This window comes from Salinivibrio sp. IB868 (assembly GCF_001995655.1).
Lineage (GTDB): Bacteria > Pseudomonadota > Gammaproteobacteria > Enterobacterales > Vibrionaceae > Salinivibrio > Salinivibrio siamensis.
Window position 1 is genome coordinate 255258 of the sequence record NZ_MUEW01000003.1, and the last position, 16336, is coordinate 271593.

At 48.8% G+C, this 16336-nt stretch carries 31 protein-coding genes; all 31 read left to right on the top strand.

Annotated elements, in window-relative coordinates:
• The first annotated feature begins 21 nt into the window (after window positions 1–21).
• The 31 genes from tuf (at window position 22) to rplQ (ending at window position 16130) form a co-directional block, all read left to right on the top strand.
• Window positions 22–1206, top strand: a complete 1185-nt coding sequence (gene tuf, locus BZG20_RS04745) for an elongation factor Tu (RefSeq protein ID WP_077578272.1) — start codon at window positions 22–24, stop codon at window positions 1204–1206.
• A 186-nt stretch (window positions 1207–1392) separates the two neighbouring features.
• A complete protein-coding gene (gene bfd / locus BZG20_RS04750; RefSeq protein ID WP_077578273.1) occupies window positions 1393–1584 on the top strand; it encodes a bacterioferritin-associated ferredoxin in 192 nt (63 codons plus the stop codon).
• A gap of 74 nt (window positions 1585–1658) precedes the next feature.
• Window positions 1659–2147 carry a bacterioferritin gene (gene bfr, locus BZG20_RS04755; RefSeq protein WP_046074790.1) on the top strand — a complete coding sequence of 163 codons (489 nt, stop codon included), beginning with the start codon at window positions 1659–1661 and terminating at the stop codon, window positions 2145–2147.
• 354 nt (window positions 2148–2501) lie between these two features.
• Window positions 2502–2813, top strand: a complete 312-nt coding sequence (gene rpsJ, locus BZG20_RS04760) for a 30S ribosomal protein S10 (RefSeq protein WP_002541412.1) — start codon at window positions 2502–2504, stop codon at window positions 2811–2813.
• Between the two features lie 13 nt (window positions 2814–2826).
• A complete protein-coding gene (rplC, locus tag BZG20_RS04765; RefSeq protein ID WP_077578274.1) occupies window positions 2827–3456 on the top strand; it encodes a 50S ribosomal protein L3 in 630 nt (209 codons plus the stop codon).
• Window positions 3457–3472: 16 nt separating this feature from the next.
• Complete coding sequence (gene rplD, locus BZG20_RS04770; RefSeq protein WP_046074792.1) at window positions 3473–4075, top strand: 50S ribosomal protein L4; 603 nt, start codon at window positions 3473–3475, stop codon at window positions 4073–4075.
• Window positions 4072–4374 carry a 50S ribosomal protein L23 gene (gene rplW, locus BZG20_RS04775; protein ID WP_021024465.1) on the top strand — a complete coding sequence of 101 codons (303 nt, stop codon included), beginning with the start codon at window positions 4072–4074 and terminating at the stop codon, window positions 4372–4374. The genes rplD and rplW overlap by 4 nt, the downstream gene beginning before the upstream one ends.
• A gap of 19 nt (window positions 4375–4393) precedes the next feature.
• Window positions 4394–5218, top strand: a complete 825-nt coding sequence (rplB, locus tag BZG20_RS04780; protein WP_077578275.1) for a 50S ribosomal protein L2 — start codon at window positions 4394–4396, stop codon at window positions 5216–5218.
• A gap of 20 nt (window positions 5219–5238) precedes the next feature.
• Window positions 5239–5517, top strand: coding sequence for a 30S ribosomal protein S19 (gene rpsS / locus BZG20_RS04785; RefSeq protein ID WP_021024467.1), 279 nt, complete (start codon window positions 5239–5241; stop codon window positions 5515–5517).
• A 10-nt stretch (window positions 5518–5527) separates the two neighbouring features.
• Window positions 5528–5860 carry a 50S ribosomal protein L22 gene (gene rplV, locus BZG20_RS04790; protein ID WP_046074794.1) on the top strand — a complete coding sequence of 111 codons (333 nt, stop codon included), beginning with the start codon at window positions 5528–5530 and terminating at the stop codon, window positions 5858–5860.
• A 19-nt stretch (window positions 5861–5879) separates the two neighbouring features.
• On the top strand, window positions 5880–6569 hold the full coding sequence (rpsC, locus tag BZG20_RS04795; RefSeq protein ID WP_046074795.1) for a 30S ribosomal protein S3: 690 nt from the start codon (window positions 5880–5882) through the stop codon (window positions 6567–6569).
• Window positions 6570–6580: 11 nt separating this feature from the next.
• A complete protein-coding gene (rplP, locus tag BZG20_RS04800; RefSeq protein WP_021024470.1) occupies window positions 6581–6991 on the top strand; it encodes a 50S ribosomal protein L16 in 411 nt (136 codons plus the stop codon).
• Window positions 6991–7182, top strand: coding sequence for a 50S ribosomal protein L29 (rpmC, locus tag BZG20_RS04805; protein ID WP_046074796.1), 192 nt, complete (start codon window positions 6991–6993; stop codon window positions 7180–7182). Before rplP ends, rpmC begins: the two co-directional genes overlap by 1 nt.
• Entirely contained in the window at window positions 7182–7436 is a 255-nt protein-coding gene (rpsQ, locus tag BZG20_RS04810; protein ID WP_077578276.1) for a 30S ribosomal protein S17, read from the top strand. Before rpmC ends, rpsQ begins: the two co-directional genes overlap by 1 nt.
• Before the next feature lie 160 nt (window positions 7437–7596).
• Complete coding sequence (gene rplN, locus BZG20_RS04815; protein ID WP_046074798.1) at window positions 7597–7968, top strand: 50S ribosomal protein L14; 372 nt, start codon at window positions 7597–7599, stop codon at window positions 7966–7968.
• Window positions 7969–7979: 11 nt separating this feature from the next.
• The gene (gene rplX / locus BZG20_RS04820) at window positions 7980–8294 is read left to right on the top strand and encodes a 50S ribosomal protein L24 (RefSeq protein ID WP_021024474.1); all 315 of its coding nucleotides are present in this window, start codon (window positions 7980–7982) and stop codon (window positions 8292–8294) included.
• Window positions 8295–8309: 15 nt separating this feature from the next.
• Window positions 8310–8849 (top strand): 50S ribosomal protein L5, encoded by a 540-nt coding sequence (gene rplE, locus BZG20_RS04825; RefSeq protein ID WP_021024475.1) that lies wholly within the window; start codon window positions 8310–8312, stop codon window positions 8847–8849.
• Between the two features lie 17 nt (window positions 8850–8866).
• Window positions 8867–9172 carry a 30S ribosomal protein S14 gene (gene rpsN, locus BZG20_RS04830; protein WP_046074799.1) on the top strand — a complete coding sequence of 102 codons (306 nt, stop codon included), beginning with the start codon at window positions 8867–8869 and terminating at the stop codon, window positions 9170–9172.
• A 23-nt stretch (window positions 9173–9195) separates the two neighbouring features.
• Window positions 9196–9588: a 30S ribosomal protein S8 gene (rpsH, locus tag BZG20_RS04835; RefSeq protein WP_046074800.1), complete on the top strand. Its 393-nt coding sequence runs from the start codon at window positions 9196–9198 to the stop codon at window positions 9586–9588.
• Between the two features lie 13 nt (window positions 9589–9601).
• Window positions 9602–10135: a 50S ribosomal protein L6 gene (gene rplF, locus BZG20_RS04840; RefSeq protein WP_069362267.1), complete on the top strand. Its 534-nt coding sequence runs from the start codon at window positions 9602–9604 to the stop codon at window positions 10133–10135.
• A gap of 9 nt (window positions 10136–10144) precedes the next feature.
• On the top strand, window positions 10145–10498 hold the full coding sequence (rplR, locus tag BZG20_RS04845) for a 50S ribosomal protein L18 (protein ID WP_021024479.1): 354 nt from the start codon (window positions 10145–10147) through the stop codon (window positions 10496–10498).
• Between the two features lie 12 nt (window positions 10499–10510).
• Window positions 10511–11008, top strand: coding sequence for a 30S ribosomal protein S5 (gene rpsE / locus BZG20_RS04850; RefSeq protein WP_077578277.1), 498 nt, complete (start codon window positions 10511–10513; stop codon window positions 11006–11008).
• Window positions 11009–11014: 6 nt separating this feature from the next.
• Window positions 11015–11194 carry a 50S ribosomal protein L30 gene (rpmD, locus tag BZG20_RS04855; RefSeq protein ID WP_046074804.1) on the top strand — a complete coding sequence of 60 codons (180 nt, stop codon included), beginning with the start codon at window positions 11015–11017 and terminating at the stop codon, window positions 11192–11194.
• A gap of 4 nt (window positions 11195–11198) precedes the next feature.
• On the top strand, window positions 11199–11633 hold the full coding sequence (gene rplO, locus BZG20_RS04860; RefSeq protein WP_077578278.1) for a 50S ribosomal protein L15: 435 nt from the start codon (window positions 11199–11201) through the stop codon (window positions 11631–11633).
• A 23-nt stretch (window positions 11634–11656) separates the two neighbouring features.
• Window positions 11657–12982 (top strand): preprotein translocase subunit SecY, encoded by a 1326-nt coding sequence (gene secY / locus BZG20_RS04865; RefSeq protein WP_046074806.1) that lies wholly within the window; start codon window positions 11657–11659, stop codon window positions 12980–12982.
• 27 nt (window positions 12983–13009) lie between these two features.
• Complete coding sequence (gene rpmJ, locus BZG20_RS04870; protein WP_021024484.1) at window positions 13010–13123, top strand: 50S ribosomal protein L36; 114 nt, start codon at window positions 13010–13012, stop codon at window positions 13121–13123.
• A gap of 146 nt (window positions 13124–13269) precedes the next feature.
• Window positions 13270–13626, top strand: a complete 357-nt coding sequence (gene rpsM, locus BZG20_RS04875; RefSeq protein WP_046074807.1) for a 30S ribosomal protein S13 — start codon at window positions 13270–13272, stop codon at window positions 13624–13626.
• A gap of 18 nt (window positions 13627–13644) precedes the next feature.
• Complete coding sequence (gene rpsK, locus BZG20_RS04880) at window positions 13645–14034, top strand: 30S ribosomal protein S11 (RefSeq protein ID WP_021024486.1); 390 nt, start codon at window positions 13645–13647, stop codon at window positions 14032–14034.
• Window positions 14035–14074: 40 nt separating this feature from the next.
• Window positions 14075–14695, top strand: a complete 621-nt coding sequence (gene rpsD / locus BZG20_RS04885) for a 30S ribosomal protein S4 (RefSeq protein WP_046074808.1) — start codon at window positions 14075–14077, stop codon at window positions 14693–14695.
• 23 nt (window positions 14696–14718) lie between these two features.
• Window positions 14719–15708 (top strand): DNA-directed RNA polymerase subunit alpha, encoded by a 990-nt coding sequence (gene rpoA / locus BZG20_RS04890; protein WP_077578279.1) that lies wholly within the window; start codon window positions 14719–14721, stop codon window positions 15706–15708.
• Window positions 15709–15743: 35 nt separating this feature from the next.
• Window positions 15744–16130 (top strand): 50S ribosomal protein L17, encoded by a 387-nt coding sequence (rplQ, locus tag BZG20_RS04895; RefSeq protein WP_046074810.1) that lies wholly within the window; start codon window positions 15744–15746, stop codon window positions 16128–16130.
• Window positions 16131–16336 lie beyond the last annotated feature (206 nt).

A 16336-nucleotide genomic window follows, 5' to 3' on the forward strand; every position in this document is an offset into this window, starting at 1 on the left:
CAACTAGGAAGGAAGACGATCGTGTCTAAAGAAAAATTTGAACGTACGAAAACGCACGTTAACGTTGGTACTATCGGCCACGTTGACCATGGTAAAACTACGCTGACCGCAGCTATCTGTACTGTACTTGCAAAAGTACACGGCGGTGCTGCTCGTGACTTCGCGTCAATCGATAACGCACCAGAAGAGCGTGATCGTGGTATCACCATCGCAACTTCTCACGTTGAGTACGATACGCCAAACCGTCACTACGCACACGTTGACTGCCCAGGACACGCTGACTATGTGAAAAACATGATCACCGGTGCTGCGCAAATGGACGGTGGTATCCTGGTTGTTGCTGCAACTGATGGCCCAATGCCACAGACGCGTGAGCACATCCTACTAGGCCGTCAGGTTGGTATTCCAAACATCATCGTGTTCATGAACAAATGTGACATGGTTGATGACGAAGAGCTGCTTGAGCTGGTTGAAATGGAAGTACGTGAACTACTTTCAGAGTACGACTTCCCAGGTGACGACTGCCCAGTAATCCAAGGCTCAGCGCTAGGTGCCCTGAACGGTGAAGAGCAGTGGGAGCAGAAGATCGTTGAGCTATCTGAAGCGCTGGATTCTTACATCCCAGAGCCAGAGCGTGCGATCGACAAGCCGTTCATCCTGCCAATCGAAGACGTATTCTCAATCCAAGGCCGTGGTACCGTAGTAACTGGCCGTGTTGAGCAAGGCATCATCACTGTTGGTGACGACGTTGAAATCGTAGGTATGAAAGAGACTGCGAAAACAACGTGTACCGGTGTTGAGATGTTCCGTAAGCTTCTAGACGAAGGCCGTGCGGGTGAGAACGTTGGTGTTCTTCTGCGTGGTACTAAGCGTGACGAAGTTGAGCGTGGCCAAGTACTGGCTAAGCCTGGTTCAATCACTCCGCACACCAAGTTCGAGTCAGAAGTATACGTACTGGGCAAAGACGAAGGCGGCCGTCATACTCCGTTCTTCAAAGGCTATCGTCCACAGTTCTACTTCCGTACAACTGACGTAACCGGTACTATCGAGCTGCCAGAAGGCGTTGAGATGGTAATGCCTGGTGACAACATCAAGATGGTTGTTGAGCTGATCGCACCTATCGCGATGGACGAAGGCCTACGTTTCGCTATCCGTGAAGGTGGCCGTACTGTAGGCGCGGGTGTTGTTGCTAACATCATCGCTTAATTTGATAGACGTCTTGTCTTATCAATCAAAGGGAGCGCACTGCGCTCCCTTTTTGTTTGCCCTATCTTTCGCCATCCCTTGATTCAAATGAGTTAGTCATCAATAACCAAGCGTTATATAAAAAAACTTTACCTCAAAGGCAATGCAAACTATTCTCGTTATAGTTCAGGTTATGAGATCGCTAAGATGTTAGTTTGTATTTGCCACAGCGTGTCGGATAAGACCATTAAGCATTGGGTGCGCCAACAAGGTGTCACTAGCATCCGTGAGTTACGCCAGCTGACGCCTCTGGGGTCGCAATGTGGTAAATGTGTACGTCAAGCCAAAGAGATGATATACGACGAGAGCCAACTGATCACGCTACAAAAAGCCAGTTAACCTGCCGTCAATATTTGACAGCCTCCTTATGGGTTCTACATTTGTTAGGTAGAACCCACAAGGAGGCTTTTGCCATGAAAGGCGATCCAAAATCGATAGCGTTTCTCAACACGGTACTCGGCAACGAACTGATTGCGATTAATCAGTACTTTCTGCATGCGCGCATGCTCAAAGACTGGGGCTTAAAAGTCATCGCGGATAAAGAATATGAAGAGTCCATTGATGAGATGAAACATGCGGACAAGCTTATTGAGCGTATTTTATTTTTAGAAGGGACGCCCAATTTGCAAGATTTAGGCAAGTTACGCATTGGTGAAGATACACAAGAAATCTTCGAGTGTGATTTGGCGCTAGAGATGCAAGCGCACGAAGATTTGAAAGAAGCCATTGCTTACACCGAAAGCATCCGCGATTTCGTGTCACGAGACTTGTTCCAATATATTCTCGATGATGAGGAAGAGCACATTGATTGGCTCGAAACCCAGTTGGGTCTGATTGATAAAGTGGGTATCGCCAACTACAACCAAGCACAGATAATCGAAGACGCCAGCGACAAAGCCTAAGGCGGCGCTCAACGTAGTAAGATAGAAAAACGCACCCAATCGGGTGCGTTTTTGTTTGGGCTTATTTTTTAACCAAGGCTTGCAAAGCTATCGCGTATCGGTATAATACCCGGCACTGCTTAAGTCATTGCGACTTCCGACGCAGTTGTGAACCAATGAGCATCGAGGAATGGAACAGTAAACTGTTCGTTTAATGTATACTCCGCTTATGTTCGCAGTCATAGAATAATGGCTGACAATGTGCCTAATTTTGGCACTACGGTTTCACATAAATTAATCGGCATTCCCTCGTCTTGATGAGGTGGAATGGCGATATTGTTTGTGTAAATATTTTAGAATTTGGAGCTCTGTCTCATGCAGAACCAACGTATCCGTATCCGCCTTAAGGCGTTCGATCATCGTTTGATCGATCAGTCTACAGCGGAAATCGTTGAAACCGCTAAGCGCACTGGCGCACAGGTTAAGGGACCAATCCCTCTACCTACTCGTAAAGAGCGCTTCACCGTTCTTATTTCTCCGCACGTAAACAAAGACGCACGTGACCAGTACGAAATTCGTACTCACAAACGTCTGATCGACATCGTTGAGCCAACAGATAAAACTGTTGACGCTCTGATGCGTCTTGACCTTGCTGCGGGCGTTGATGTTCAAATCAGCCTGGGTTAAGGGGGAGTAGATAATGATTGGTCTAGTCGGTCGTAAAGTCGGTATGACTCGTATCTTCAACGAAGATGGCGTTTCTATCCCGGTAACCGTAGTTGAAGTTGAAGCTAACCGTGTTGCTCAGGTGCGTAAGCCTGAAGTTGACGGTTATGCCGCAATTCAAATCACTACAGGCGAGAAGAAAGCAAGCCGTGTTAATAAGGCACAAGCTGGTCACTTTGCGAAAGCAGGTGTTGAAGCAGGTCGCGGTTTGTGGGAATTCCGTCTGGAAAATGGCGAAGAGTTCGAAGTTGGCGCTGAGCTAAACGTCGATCTTTTCTCTGAAATCAAAAAAGTAGACGTTACTGGCACGTCAAAAGGTAAGGGCTTCCAAGGCGGCGTTAAGCGTTGGAACTTCCGTACTCAAGACATGAGCCACGGTAACTCTTTGTCTCACCGTGCGCCTGGTTCTATCGGTCAATGTCAGAGCCCAGGTCGCGTATTCAAAGGCAAAAAAATGGCAGGTCACATGGGTGCTGAGCGTGTAACGACTCAAAACCTAGAGATCGTACGTGTTGACGCTGAGCGCAATCTGCTTCTTATTAAAGGTGCAGTCCCAGGTGCGACAGGTGGCAACGTGATCGTTAAACCAGCCGTTAAAGCGTAACGTCGAGGAGATAGTAATGGAATTGGTAGTCAAAGGCGCCGACGCGCTAACTGTTTCCGAAACTACCTTCGGGCGTGAATTCAACGAGTCCCTGGTTCACCAGGTAGTCGTTGCATACGCAGCTGGTGCCCGTCAAGGTACTCGCGCTCAGAAAACTCGTTCAGACGTGTCTGGTGGCGGTGCTAAGCCATGGCGTCAGAAGGGTACTGGTCGCGCCCGTGCAGGTACAATCCGCAGCCCAATCTGGCGCAGCGGTGGTGTCACTTTCGCAGCACGTCCTCAGGACCATGCTCAGAAAGTAAACAAAAAGATGTACCGTGGTGCTCTGAAGAGCATCCTGTCAGAGCTGGTTCGTCAAGAGCGTTTGATCGTTGTTGATAACTTCTCTGTTGAAGCACCAAAAACTAAAGAGCTTGTCGCTAAGCTGAAAGAGCTTGAGCTGAACGATGCTCTGATCGTCACTGCCGAAGTTGATGAGAACCTGTTCCTTGCCGCACGTAACCTGTACAAGGTTGACGTACGCGATACAGATACCATCGACCCAGTTAGCTTGATCGCTTTCGACAAAGTCGTGATGACTGCTGATGCAGTTAAACAAGTTGAGGAGATGCTGGCATGATCACTGAAGAGCGTATCCTAAAAGTTCTGCGTGCTCCGCACATCTCTGAAAAAGCGACGATGGCCGCTGAAAACAACAACACTGTTGTATTCAAAGTAGCCAAAGAAGCAACTAAAAAAGAGATCAAAGCGGCAGTTGAAAAACTGTTCGAAGTTGAAGTGAAGTCTGTTCGTACTCTTCTCGTTAAGGGTAAGACCAAACGTCAAGGTATGCGTGAAGGCCGTCGTAGCGACTGGAAAAAAGCGTATGTTGCCTTGAAAGAAGGTCAGGACATCGACTTCGTTGGCGGCGCTGAGTAAGACGGAGGAGTAAAAGCAAATGGCTATTATCAAATGTAAGCCGACTTCACCGGGTCGTCGTCACCTTGTTAAAGTGGTTAACCATGATCTGTACAAAGGTAAACCATATGCACCACTGCTAGAGAAAAACTCTAAGTCTGGTGGTCGCAATAACAACGGTCGAATCACAGTGCGTCACATCGGTGGTGGTCACAAGCATCATTACCGTGTAATTGACTTCAAACGTACTAAAGACGGCATCCCAGCGAAAGTTGAGCGTCTCGAGTACGATCCGAACCGTAGTGCAAACATCGCGCTTGTACTGTATGCGGACGGTGAACGTCGTTACATCATCGCACCAAAAGGCCTAAAAGCCGGTGATCAGATCCAATCTGGTGCAGATTCAGCTATCAAGGTAGGTAACACCCTGCCAATGCGTAACATCCCAGTGGGTTCTACTATCCACAATATCGAGCTTAAGCCTGGTAAAGGTGGTCAGTTAGCTCGTTCTGCGGGTGCATATGCGCAAATCGTAGCTCGTGACGGCGCGTACGTCACACTCCGCCTGCGCAGCGGTGAAATGCGTAAGGTTCTTGCTGAAGGTCGTGCGACTCTTGGTGAAGTGGGTAACTCTGAGCACATGCTACGCGAACTGGGTAAAGCCGGTGCCGCGCGCTGGAAAGGCGCACGTCCAAGCGTACGTGGTGTTGCAATGAACCCGATTGACCACCCACACGGTGGTGGTGAAGGCCGTACCTCAGGTGGTCGTCATCCAGTATCACCTTGGGGTATGCCAACTAAAGGCTTCAAGACCCGTAAGAACAAACGTACCGACAAGTACATCGTACGTCGTCGTAACAAGTAATTATTATCAGAGGATAAGCCATGCCACGTTCTCTCAAGAAAGGTCCTTTTATTGACCTGCACTTGCTGAAGAAGGTAGAGAAAGCGGTGGAAAGCGGTGACAAGAAGCCTTTAAAGACTTGGTCCCGTCGTTCAATGATCATCCCACAGATGATCGGATTGACCATCGCTGTCCATAATGGTCGTCAGCACGTACCCGTTTTCGTTTCTGAAGAAATGATCGGTCACAAGCTGGGCGAGTTTGCACCAACACGTACTTATCGCGGCCATGCTGCTGATAAGAAAGCTAAGAAGCGTTAAGGGGTAAGAAATGGAAGCTATTGCTAAACATCGCTTTGCTCGTATCTCGCCTCAAAAAGCACGTTTGGTTGCGGATCAAGTGCGCGGTAAAGACGTAGCACAAGCACTGGAACTACTGACTTTCAGCAACAAAAAAGCTGCTGACCTGGTTAAGAAAGTGTTGGAATCTGCTATTGCAAACGCCGAGCATAACGAAGGTGCGGATATCGACGATCTAAGCGTCGCCAAAGTCTTCGTTGATGAAGGCCCAATCATGAAGCGTATTATGCCTCGTGCAAAAGGCCGTGCCGATCGCATCTTGAAGCGTTCTAGCCACATCACTGTTGTTGTAGCAGACCGCTAAGAGACGAGGAGATAAAGCAATGGGTCAAAAAGTACATCCTAATGGTATTCGTCTTGGCATTGTTAAGCCTTGGAATTCCACTTGGTTTGCTAATAACCAAGATTTCGCTGACAACCTAGACGGCGACTTTAAGGTACGTCAGTTCTTGAACAATGAACTGAAAAAAGCGTCAGTCTCTCGCATCGTTATCGAGCGTCCTGCTAAGAGTGTTCGTGTGACTATTCACACTGCACGTCCTGGTGTGGTTATCGGTAAGAAAGGTGAAGATGTTGAGAAGCTGCGCGCTCACGTTGCAAAACTAGCCGGTGTACCAGCGCAAATCAACATCGCTGAAGTACGTAAGCCTGAGCTAGATGCGCAACTTGTTGGCGACAGCATCGCATCACAGCTAGAGCGCCGTGTTATGTTCCGTCGTGCGATGAAGCGCGCGGTACAAAACGCTATGCGCCTAGGTGCCAAAGGTATCAAAGTAGAAGTAAGCGGCCGTCTTGGCGGCGCTGAAATCGCTCGTACCGAGTGGTACCGTGAAGGCCGTGTGCCACTGCACACCCTTCGTGCTGACATTGATTACGCAACTTCTTCTGCTCACACCCAGTACGGTGTAATCGGCATTAAAACCTGGATCTTCAAAGGTGAGATCCTAGGTGGAATGGCTGAAGTTGAGCAAAAGGCTGACAAGCCGAAGAAGCAGCGTAAAGGCCGTAAGTAAGGAGTCTATCGATGCTTCAACCAAAACGTACTAAGTTCCGCAAGACTTTTAAAGGTCGTAACCGCGGTCTGGCGCACGGTACTGACGTAAGCTTCGGTACCTATGGCCTGAAAGCTGTTGGTCGCGGTCGTATCACTGCGCGTCAAATTGAGGCGGCTCGTCGTGCGATGACTCGTCACATTAAACGTCAAGGCCAAATCTGGATTCGTGTCTTCCCTGACAAACCAATTACTGGTAAGCCGTTGGAAGTTCGTATGGGTAAGGGTAAAGGTTCAGTAGATTACTGGGTTGCCCAAATCCAACCAGGCAAGGTCCTGTACGAAATGGATGGTGTTCCTGAATCACTGGCTCGCGAAGCGTTTGAATTAGCTTCACGTAAGCTACCGATCAAAACCACTTTCGTAACTAAGGCGGTGATGTGATGAAAGCACAAGAACTACGTGAAAAGACTGCTGAGCAGCTGAACGAAGAGCTAATGGGTCTGCTACGTGAGCAGTTTAACCTGCGCATGCAAGCGGCTACTGGCCAACTTCAGCAAACTCACACTCTTAAAGCTGTTCGTCGCGATATCGCACGTGTAAAAACCGTACTGACTGAGAAGGCTAACGCATAATGAGCGAGAACATCCGCACTCAGCAAGGTCGCGTTATCAGCGACAAAGGCGATAAAACTATCGTCGTTGCTATCGAGCGTTTTGTGAAACACCCAATCTACGGTAAGTACATTAAGCGCACGAGTAAGCTACATGTACACGATGAATCAAACCAGTGTAACCAAGGTGACATTGTCGAGGTTCGTGAGTGTCGTCCAATCTCTAAGCAAAAGTCTTGGACATTGGTTCGCGTTGTTGAAAAATCACGCATCTAAGCGATTTTTCATACAATAATAAGTCAAACGGCTCTCATTTGGGGGGCCGTTTATTTTTTATCTACCCATCTGGTCAAAATAGTGTTATTATTCGCCGCCCTTGTAAAAAGGCAGCCCGACCCGAGATGGGTCTAGATGTAATAACAGCGGAGCACTAACAATGATCCAAATGCAAAGTATGCTGGACGCAGCCGACAACTCCGGCGCTCGCAGTGTAATGTGTATTAAGGTTCTGGGTGGCTCTCACCGTCGTTACGCCCACGTTGGCGACATCATCAAAGTTACCGTTAAGGATTCAATCCCACGCGGTAAAGTGAAAAAAGGTGATGTGCTTAAGGCGGTGGTAGTTCGCACCCGTAAAGGCGTACGTCGTCCAGACGGCTCTGTCATTCGCTTCGACCGCAATGCTTGCGTGTTGTTGAACAACACGAACGAGCAACTAGTCGGCACACGTATCTTTGGCCCTGTGACACGCGAACTTCGTACTGAGAAGTTCATGAAAATTGTGTCTCTGGCGCCTGAAGTTCTGTAAGGAGCGATCTCATGGCAGCTAAAATCCGTCGTAACGACGAAGTTATCGTTCTTGCCGGTAAAGACAAAGGCAAGAAAGGTAAAGTATCTAAGGTTCTACCGACCGGTAAAGTTATCGTTGAAGGTATTAACCTCGTGAAGAAACACCAGAAGCCGGTTCCGGCTCTGGGCACTCAAGGTGGCATCGTTGAACAAGAAGCCGCTATTGACGTTTCAAACGTGGCTATCTTTAACGCAGCTGCTGGTAAAGGTGACCGTGTAGGCTTCCGATTTGAAGACGGCAAAAAAGTGCGTTTCTTCAAGTCGAATGGCGAAACTATTAAGTAATTCTGGAGTAGTACAATGGCGAAACTGCATGATTACTACAAAGAGACAGTTGTAGCTGAGCTATCTAAGCAATTTGGTTACAAAAGCATCATGCAAGTCCCAGGGATCGAAAAGATCACCCTTAACATGGGTGTGGGCGAAGCTCTGAACGACAAAAAACTGCTTGAAAACGCAGCAGCTGATATGACCGCAATTTCTGGTCAAAAGCCGCTGATCACTAAAGCACGTAAATCAGTCGCAGGCTTCAAGATCCGTGAGGGCTACCCAATTGGTTGTAAAGTAACCCTACGTGGCGAGCGTATGTGGGACTTCTTTGAGCGTTTGATCGCTATCGCAGTTCCTCGTATCCGTGACTTCCGTGGTCTGAACCCGAAAGCGTTCGACGGTCGCGGTAACTACAGCATGGGCGTTCGCGAGCAAATCATCTTCCCTGAGATTGACTACGACAAAGTCGATCGTATCCGTGGTCTTGATATTACTATCACTACCACCGCAGGTACAGATGAGGAAGGTCGAGCTCTGCTGGCTGCCTTTAACTTCCCATTCCGTAAGTAAGGTGAAGGGTTACTGTTATGGCTAAAAAATCGATGAAAGCACGTGATGTAAAACGTGCGAAGCTCGCAGCCCGTTATGCTGAAAAGCGTGACAACCTGCGTGCGACCATTAAGAATGTTAACACGTCAGACGAAGAGCGTTGGGACGCAGTCCTGAAGCTTCAGTCGCTACCACGTGATTCTGCGAAGTCTCGTCAGCGTAACCGCTGTAACCAGACTGGTCGTCCACATGGCTACCTACGCAAATTCGGTCTAAGCCGAATCAAGGTTCGTGAAGCTTGCATGAAAGGCGAGATTCCGGGTCTGCGTAAGGCAAGCTGGTAATTGAATCACGGGAGTAAAGACTTATGAGCATGCAAGATCCGATCTCGGATATGCTGACCCGCCTACGCAACGGTCAGGCAGCAAAGAAAGTTGCTGTTAAAATGCCTTCGTCAAAGCTAAAAGTGGCAATTGCTGAGCTACTAAAAGCAGAAGGTTACGTGGCTGACGTCGCAGTAAACAGCGACGCAAAGCCTGAACTGGAAGTGACGTTGAAATACTTCGAATCTAAACCAGTTATCGAGCAAATCCAACGTGTTAGCCGTCCAGGCCTGCGCATCTACAAAAAGAAAGATGAGTTGCCTTCAGTGATGGGTGGCCTTGGTATTGCTGTTGTATCAACTTCGAAAGGTTTGATGACCGATCGCGCAGCTCGCAAAGCGGGTCTGGGCGGTGAAATCATCTGCTACGTAGCTTAATAAGGAGTAGGAAATGTCTCGTGTTGCAAAAGCACCTGTCGTAGTTCCTGCCGGCGTAGAGGTGAAACTTAACGGTCAGGAAATCACTGTAAAAGGAAGCAAAGGCGAACTTAGCCGCACGCTTCACGATATGGTGTCAGTAAACCAAGAAGAGAACACCATTACCTTCGCACCAAGTGTGGAGCACGCTAAAGCATGGGCTCATGCTGGCACCGCGCGCGCACTGGTTAACAGCATGGTTGTTGGTGTTACAGAAGGCTTTACCAAGAAACTGATCCTGAAAGGTGTTGGTTACCGTGCAAACGTTGCAGGTAACAAACTTAACCTGACACTTGGTTTCTCTCACCCGGTAGAACACGCTCTACCTGAAGGTGTTAAGGCAGAATGCCCAAGCCAAACTGAAATTGTTATCAGCGGTGCTGATAAACAAGCGGTTGGCCAGGTGGCTGCTGATATTCGCGCATACCGCAAGCCAGAGCCTTACAAAGGCAAAGGCGTTCGTTACTCTGACGAAGCTGTGCGTACTAAAGAAGCTAAGAAGAAGTAAGGTAACACTATGGATAAGAAAGCATCTCGTATCCGTCGTGCGACCAAAGCACGACGCAAGATCGCGGAAATGGGTGCGACTCGCCTGGTGGTACACCGTACTCCACGTCATGTGTACGCACAGGTTATCGCTGGTAACGGCGCGGAAGTTATCGCAGCCGCTTCTACCGTAGAAAAAGCGATCCGTGAGCAAGTGAAGAGCACCGGTAACAAAGACGCCGCTGCAGCCGTGGGTAAGATCATTGCTGAGCGAGCGAAGGAAAAAGGCATCGAAGCCGTTGCTTTTGACCGTTCCGGTTTCCAATACCACGGCCGTGTGGCTGCACTGGCAGATGCTGCCCGTGAAGCTGGTCTGAAATTCTAAGGTAGGTGGAAGATGGCTAACGATAAACAACAAAGTGATTTGCATGAGAAGCTGATCGCTGTAAACCGTGTATCTAAAACGGTTAAAGGTGGTCGCATCTTTACCTTCACTGCCCTGACTGTGGTAGGTGACGGTAACGGTCGCGTAGGTTTCGGTTACGGTAAAGCCCGTGAAGTACCGGCTGCGATCCAAAAATCAATGGAAAAGGCGCGTCGTAACATGATTACTATCGCGCTGAACGAAGGTACACTGCACCACGCTGTTAAAGGCCGCCACACTGGTTCAAAAGTGTATATGCAGCCAGCATCAGAAGGTACAGGTATCATCGCCGGTGGTGCGATGCGTGCCGTGCTTGAAGTAGCAGGCGTTCAAGACGTTCTGGCGAAAGCATACGGTTCGACCAACCCAATCAACATCGTTCGTGCAACGATCGATGGTCTGGGTGGTACGAAGTCTCCAGAGATGGTTGCTGCGAAACGTGGCATGCCTGTCAACGAAATTCTGGGGTAATACGACATGGCTAAGACAATTAAAGTAACTCAGACTCGTAGCGCTATCGGCCGCTTGCCGAAGCACAAAGCGACCCTGCGTGGCTTGGGCCTACGTCGCATCAACCACACTGTTGAACTTGAAGATACTCCGTGCGTGCGCGGTATGATCAACAAAGTCAACTACATGGTTAAAGTGGAGGAGTAATCACATGCGTTTGAATACTCTATCTCCGGCTGCAGGCTCAAAGCCTTCTGCGAAGCGTGTAGGCCGTGGTATTGGTTCAGGCCTGGGTAAAACCGGTGGCCGTGGTCACAAAGGTCAGAAATCACGTTCAGGTGGTTCAGTACGCCCAGGTTTCRAAGGCGGTCAAATGCCTTTGAAACAGCGTCTGCCAAAATTCGGTTTTACTTCGCGTAAAGGCCTAACTTCTGCTGAAGTTCGTCTCGGCGAGCTGGCAAAAGTTGAAGGTGACGTCGTAAGCCTTGAAACACTAAAAGCAGCGAATGTTGTTGCACAAGACACTCGTACGGCGAAAATCGTACTGTCTGGTGAAATCGCTCGCGCTGTGACTGTGAAAGGTGTTCGTGTCACTAAAGGCGCTAAAGCGGCAATCGAAGCTGCAGGCGGTAAAATCGAGGAATAATTTAGCTCGAGGACGAGGTACAGATGGCAAAACAACCAGGACAAAACTTCAGTAGTGCAAAAGGCGGAGTCGCGGAACTGAAAAGCCGTTTACTTTTTGTAGCTATGGCATTATTGGTATTCCGTGCCGGCTCTTTTGTGCCAATTCCTGGTATTGACGCTGCTGTACTTGCCGATCTGTTCGAACAGCAACAAGGGACCATCATTGACTTGGTTAACATGTTCTCTGGTGGTGCCCTTGAGCGTGCTTCGATACTGGCACTGGGCATTATGCCGTATATCTCGGCATCGATTATTGTTCAGCTATTGTCAGTGGTTCACCCCGCGTTAGCGGAGTTGAAAAAAGAGGGCGAATCTGGCCGTCGTAAGATAAGTCAGTATACCCGCTACGGCACGCTGGTGTTGGCAACCTTCCAAGCAATTGGAATCGCGACCGGGTTACCGAGTATGATGCCAGGTCTGGTGATTAATCCAGGTCCTGCATTTTACTTTACTGCGGTAGTGAGTTTGGTCACAGGTACCATGTTCTTAATGTGGTTAGGTGAGCAAATTACTGAACGCGGCATTGGTAACGGCATTTCGTTGATTATCTTCACCGGGATTGTCGCGGGTCTGCCACCCGCAATTGGACAGACAATAGAGCAAGCGCGTCAAGGCGACATGTCTCCGCTTCTCTTGCTAGGTATCGCAGTGATCGTATTGGCGGTCGTCTACTTTGTGGTCTTCATGGAGCGTGGTCAACGTCGTATCGTTGTTAACTACGCCAAGCGGCAGCAAGGTCGTCGTGTTTTTGCAGCGCAAAGCACGCACCTGCCTCTTAAGATCAACATGGCAGGCGTTATTCCAGCGATTTTTGCATCAAGTATTATTTTGTTCCCTGGCACGCTTGCTAACTGGTTTGGTAAGGGTGATCAGACAAGTTGGTTAACCGATGTGTCATTGGCACTGAGTCCGGGACAACCAGCGTATGTAATACTTTATGCGGCAGCGATTATCTTCTTCTGCTTTTTCTACACGGCGTTGGTTTTCAACCCGCGAGAAACAGCAGATAATTTGAAGAAGTCAGGAGCGTTCGTACCTGGTATTCGCCCGGGTGAGCAGACTGCTAAATACATTGATAAAGTAATGACACGGTTAACCCTTGCTGGTGCCATGTATATTACCTTTATCTGTCTGATCCCCGAGTTCATGATGATTGCGTGGGATGTCCACTTCTACTTTGGTGGTACATCACTACTTATCGTAGTAGTCGTAATCATGGACTTTATGGCTCAAGTTCAGACTCATTTGATGTCTCAACAATATGAGTCCGTGTTGAAAAAAGCCAACCTAAAAGGCTACGGCCGCTAATAGGTTGTCTATTTACGGAGTTTAGCAATGAAAGTTCGTGCTTCCGTTAAGAAAATCTGCCGTAACTGTAAAGTGATCAAGCGTAACGGTACCGTTCGTGTGATCTGCAGTGAGCCAAAGCACAAGCAACGCCAAGGCTAATAGCAGAATATTTTTCTTGCAAAATGAGGTCAGGCTGGCTACATTAGCCAGCCCACCTTTTGTATGTGCAAAAGAAGTGGTTATGCCGCTGCGTATCCTCGACGGGCTCTGCAGCGGTTCTACTTGAAAAGTACTAGGAGTGAATAGTGGCCCGTATAGCAGGCATTAACATTCCTGATCAAAAGCATGCTGTTATCGCATTGACTGCGATTTACGGCGTCGGCAAAACCACCTCTCAAGCTATTTTAGCTGATGCAGGTATTGCTGAAAGCACTAAGATCAGTGAACTATCAGAAGAACAGATCGACCAATTGCGTGACGGTGTCGCTAAGTACACCGTAGAAGGCGATCTACGTCGTGAAATTTCCATGAACATCAAGCGTCTTATGGACCTTGGTTGTAACCGCGGTATTCGTCATCGTCGCAGCTTGCCACTACGTGGTCAGCGTACGAAGACCAATGCTCGTACCCGTAAGGGTCCGCGCAAGCCGATCAAGAAATAATCGGGGTAGATAAGTACTATGGCTAAACAAGCAACTCGTGCACGCAAACGCGTACGCAAGCAAGTCGCTGATGGCGTCGCGCACATTCATGCGTCTTTCAATAACACAATCGTGACGATTTCTGACCGTCAAGGCAACGCTCTGGCATGGGCGACCGCCGGTGGTTCAGGTTTCCGTGGCTCTCGTAAGTCAACTCCATACGCTGCGCAGGTTGCTGCAGAGCGTTGTGGTGAAATGGCGAAAGAGTACGGCCTGAAAAACCTCGAAGTGATGGTTAAAGGTCCAGGTCCAGGTCGCGAGTCTACTATTCGTGCCTTGAACGCAGCGGGCTTCCGCATCACTAACATTGTTGATGCGACGCCAATCCCGCATAACGGTTGTCGTCCACCTAAGAAACGCCGCGTTTAATACGCACTAGCGCTGTTTCTTAGAATATTGGAGAAAGATCATGGCAAGATATTTGGGTCCTAAGCTGAAGCTTAGCCGTCGCGAAGGCACTGACTTATTCCTTAAGTCAGGCGTACGCGCGATTGATACCAAGTGTAAAATCGATAACGTCCCAGGCGTTCACGGTCAGCGTCGCGGCCGTCTGTCTGACTATGGCGTTCAGCTTCGTGAGAAGCAAAAAGTACGTCGTATGTACGGCGTAATGGAAAAGCAGTTCCGTAACTACTACAAAGACGCTGCCCGCATCAAGGGTAATACAGGTGAGAACCTGCTTCAGCTTCTTGAAGGTCGCCTAGACAACGTAGTTTACCGCATGGGCTTTGGCGCAACACGCGCTGAATCACGTCAGCTGGTAAGCCACAAAGCGATCCTAGTTAACGGCAAAGTAGTTAACGTACCTTCTTTCAAGGTTTCGGCAAACGACGTGATTAGCATTCGCGAGAAAGCTAAGAACCAGGCGCGCATCAAAGCAGCTCTAGAAGTTGCCGCTCAGCGCGAACTGCCAACTTGGATCGAAGTAGACAGCAAGAAGATGGAAGGCACATTCAAGCGCCTACCAGAGCGTTCTGATTTGTCTGCTGACATCAACGAACACCTGATCGTCGAGCTTTACTCTAAGTAAAGCTGAACTAAAGAGAGGACATAATGCAGGGTTCTGTAACAGAATTTCTTAAGCCGCGTTTAGTTGATATTGAACAAGTTAGCTCGACGCACGCAAAAGTAACTCTTGAACCTCTAGAGCGTGGCTTTGGCCATACTCTGGGGAATGCGCTACGTCGTATCCTACTTTCATCTATGCCAGGCTGTGCGGTGACGGAAGTTGAAATTGACGGCGTATTGCACGAGTACAGCACCAAAGAAGGGGTTCAGGAAGACATCCTGGAAATCCTACTTAACCTTAAAGGCCTAGCCGTTAAGGTTGAGGGTAAAGATGAAGTTATCCTTACTCTGACCAAGTCTGGTGCAGGCCCTGTTGTTGCAGGCGACATCACCCATGATGGTGGTGTTGAGATTGCGAACCCAGAACACGTTATCTGCCACCTGACTGATGCAAACGCTGAAATTAGCATGCGTATCAAGGTAGAGCGTGGTCGTGGCTATGTACCAGCGTCTGCGCGTATCGACAGCGAAGACGATGAGCGTCCAATCGGTCGCCTACTTGTTGACGCAACGTTCAGCCCAGTAGACCGTATTGCTTACAAAGTGGAAGCAGCGCGTGTCGAACAGCGTACTGACCTCGACAAGCTGGTCATCGATATGGAAACTAACGGTACACTGGATCCTGAGGAAGCGATTCGCCGAGCTGCAACCATCCTAGCAGAACAGCTAGATGCGTTTGTTGACCTGCGCGATGTACGTGTCCCTGAGGAAAAAGAAGAGAAGCCAGAGTTCGATCCGATCCTACTGCGTCCTGTAGACGATCTTGAACTAACTGTTCGCTCTGCTAACTGTCTGAAAGCAGAAGCGATTCACTATATCGGTGATCTGGTACAGCGTACCGAGGTTGAGCTTCTAAAAACGCCAAACCTTGGTAAGAAGTCTTTGACTGAAATTAAAGACGTGCTGGCATCACGTGGTCTGTCTCTGGGTATGCGCCTAGAAAACTGGCCGCCAGCATCAATTGCTGAAGATTAATCAGAGACTGATTATTTAGTTAGAAGGATTAGGTCATGCGCCATCGTAAGAGTGGTCGTCAACTCAATCGCAACAGCAGCCATCGTAAAGCGATGTTCAGCAACATGGCTAGCTCGCTGGTAACTCACGAAGTTATCAAAACAACTTTGCCGAAGGCAAAAGAGCTGCGTCGCGTCATTGAACCGTTGATTACCTTAGCTAAAAACGACAGTGTTGCTAACCGTCGTGTAGCATTCGCTCGTACTCGTAACGACGAAGTCGTAGCGAAACTGTTTAATGAACTTGGCCCACGTTTTGCTTCACGTGCAGGCGGTTACACTCGCATTCTTAAGTGCGGTGTTCGCTCAGGTGATAAAGCCCCAATGGCTTACATCGAGCTCGTTGATCGCCCAGAGCAAGACGCTGAGCAAGCTGCAGAGTAAGTTTTTTCACTTATAAGCAGCACCCAGAAAAGCCAGGCAATTTGCCTGGCTTTTTCTTTATCCGGCCCTTCACCATTGCGTTGTAAAAACGGCCCATGCTTGTCGCGTATAGCCTCACTCTCCGTTTAACTAAGGTGGAGAGGTGCTGCGGATAAAAGCGAGTCGCGAAATAGTAACTTTTGGTGCTTAGAGAGTAGAAACAGGCA

Bases quoted from the DNA above. Each gene is read 5' to 3' on its own strand.
- bfd (WP_077578273.1), top strand. From the start codon at position 1,393: ATGTTAGTTTGTATTTGCCACAGCGTGTCGGATAAGACCATTAAGCAT.
- rpmJ (WP_021024484.1), top strand. From the start codon at position 13,010: ATGAAAGTTCGTGCTTCCGTTAAGAAAATCTGCCGTAACTGTAAAGTG.
- rpsC (WP_046074795.1), top strand. From the start codon at position 5,880: ATGGGTCAAAAAGTACATCCTAATGGTATTCGTCTTGGCATTGTTAAG.
- rplP (WP_021024470.1), top strand. From the start codon at position 6,581: ATGCTTCAACCAAAACGTACTAAGTTCCGCAAGACTTTTAAAGGTCGT.
- bfr (WP_046074790.1), top strand. From the start codon at position 1,659: ATGAAAGGCGATCCAAAATCGATAGCGTTTCTCAACACGGTACTCGGC.
- rplR (WP_021024479.1), top strand. From the start codon at position 10,145: ATGGATAAGAAAGCATCTCGTATCCGTCGTGCGACCAAAGCACGACGC.
- rpsS (WP_021024467.1), top strand. From the start codon at position 5,239: ATGCCACGTTCTCTCAAGAAAGGTCCTTTTATTGACCTGCACTTGCTG.
- rplX (WP_021024474.1), top strand. From the start codon at position 7,980: ATGGCAGCTAAAATCCGTCGTAACGACGAAGTTATCGTTCTTGCCGGT.
- rpsQ (WP_077578276.1), top strand. From the start codon at position 7,182: ATGAGCGAGAACATCCGCACTCAGCAAGGTCGCGTTATCAGCGACAAA.
- rpsH (WP_046074800.1), top strand. From the start codon at position 9,196: ATGAGCATGCAAGATCCGATCTCGGATATGCTGACCCGCCTACGCAAC.
- rplV (WP_046074794.1), top strand. From the start codon at position 5,528: ATGGAAGCTATTGCTAAACATCGCTTTGCTCGTATCTCGCCTCAAAAA.
- rplE (WP_021024475.1), top strand. From the start codon at position 8,310: ATGGCGAAACTGCATGATTACTACAAAGAGACAGTTGTAGCTGAGCTA.
- rpsJ (WP_002541412.1), top strand. From the start codon at position 2,502: ATGCAGAACCAACGTATCCGTATCCGCCTTAAGGCGTTCGATCATCGT.
- rplW (WP_021024465.1), top strand. From the start codon at position 4,072: ATGATCACTGAAGAGCGTATCCTAAAAGTTCTGCGTGCTCCGCACATC.
- rpsN (WP_046074799.1), top strand. From the start codon at position 8,867: ATGGCTAAAAAATCGATGAAAGCACGTGATGTAAAACGTGCGAAGCTC.
- rpoA (WP_077578279.1), top strand. From the start codon at position 14,719: ATGCAGGGTTCTGTAACAGAATTTCTTAAGCCGCGTTTAGTTGATATT.
- rpsE (WP_077578277.1), top strand. From the start codon at position 10,511: ATGGCTAACGATAAACAACAAAGTGATTTGCATGAGAAGCTGATCGCT.
- rplF (WP_069362267.1), top strand. From the start codon at position 9,602: ATGTCTCGTGTTGCAAAAGCACCTGTCGTAGTTCCTGCCGGCGTAGAG.
- rpmC (WP_046074796.1), top strand. From the start codon at position 6,991: ATGAAAGCACAAGAACTACGTGAAAAGACTGCTGAGCAGCTGAACGAA.
- rplD (WP_046074792.1), top strand. From the start codon at position 3,473: ATGGAATTGGTAGTCAAAGGCGCCGACGCGCTAACTGTTTCCGAAACT.
- rpsK (WP_021024486.1), top strand. From the start codon at position 13,645: ATGGCTAAACAAGCAACTCGTGCACGCAAACGCGTACGCAAGCAAGTC.
- secY (WP_046074806.1), top strand. From the start codon at position 11,657: ATGGCAAAACAACCAGGACAAAACTTCAGTAGTGCAAAAGGCGGAGTC.
- rpsD (WP_046074808.1), top strand. From the start codon at position 14,075: ATGGCAAGATATTTGGGTCCTAAGCTGAAGCTTAGCCGTCGCGAAGGC.
- rpmD (WP_046074804.1), top strand. From the start codon at position 11,015: ATGGCTAAGACAATTAAAGTAACTCAGACTCGTAGCGCTATCGGCCGC.
- rplB (WP_077578275.1), top strand. From the start codon at position 4,394: ATGGCTATTATCAAATGTAAGCCGACTTCACCGGGTCGTCGTCACCTT.
- rplC (WP_077578274.1), top strand. From the start codon at position 2,827: ATGATTGGTCTAGTCGGTCGTAAAGTCGGTATGACTCGTATCTTCAAC.
- rplQ (WP_046074810.1), top strand. From the start codon at position 15,744: ATGCGCCATCGTAAGAGTGGTCGTCAACTCAATCGCAACAGCAGCCAT.
- rplN (WP_046074798.1), top strand. From the start codon at position 7,597: ATGATCCAAATGCAAAGTATGCTGGACGCAGCCGACAACTCCGGCGCT.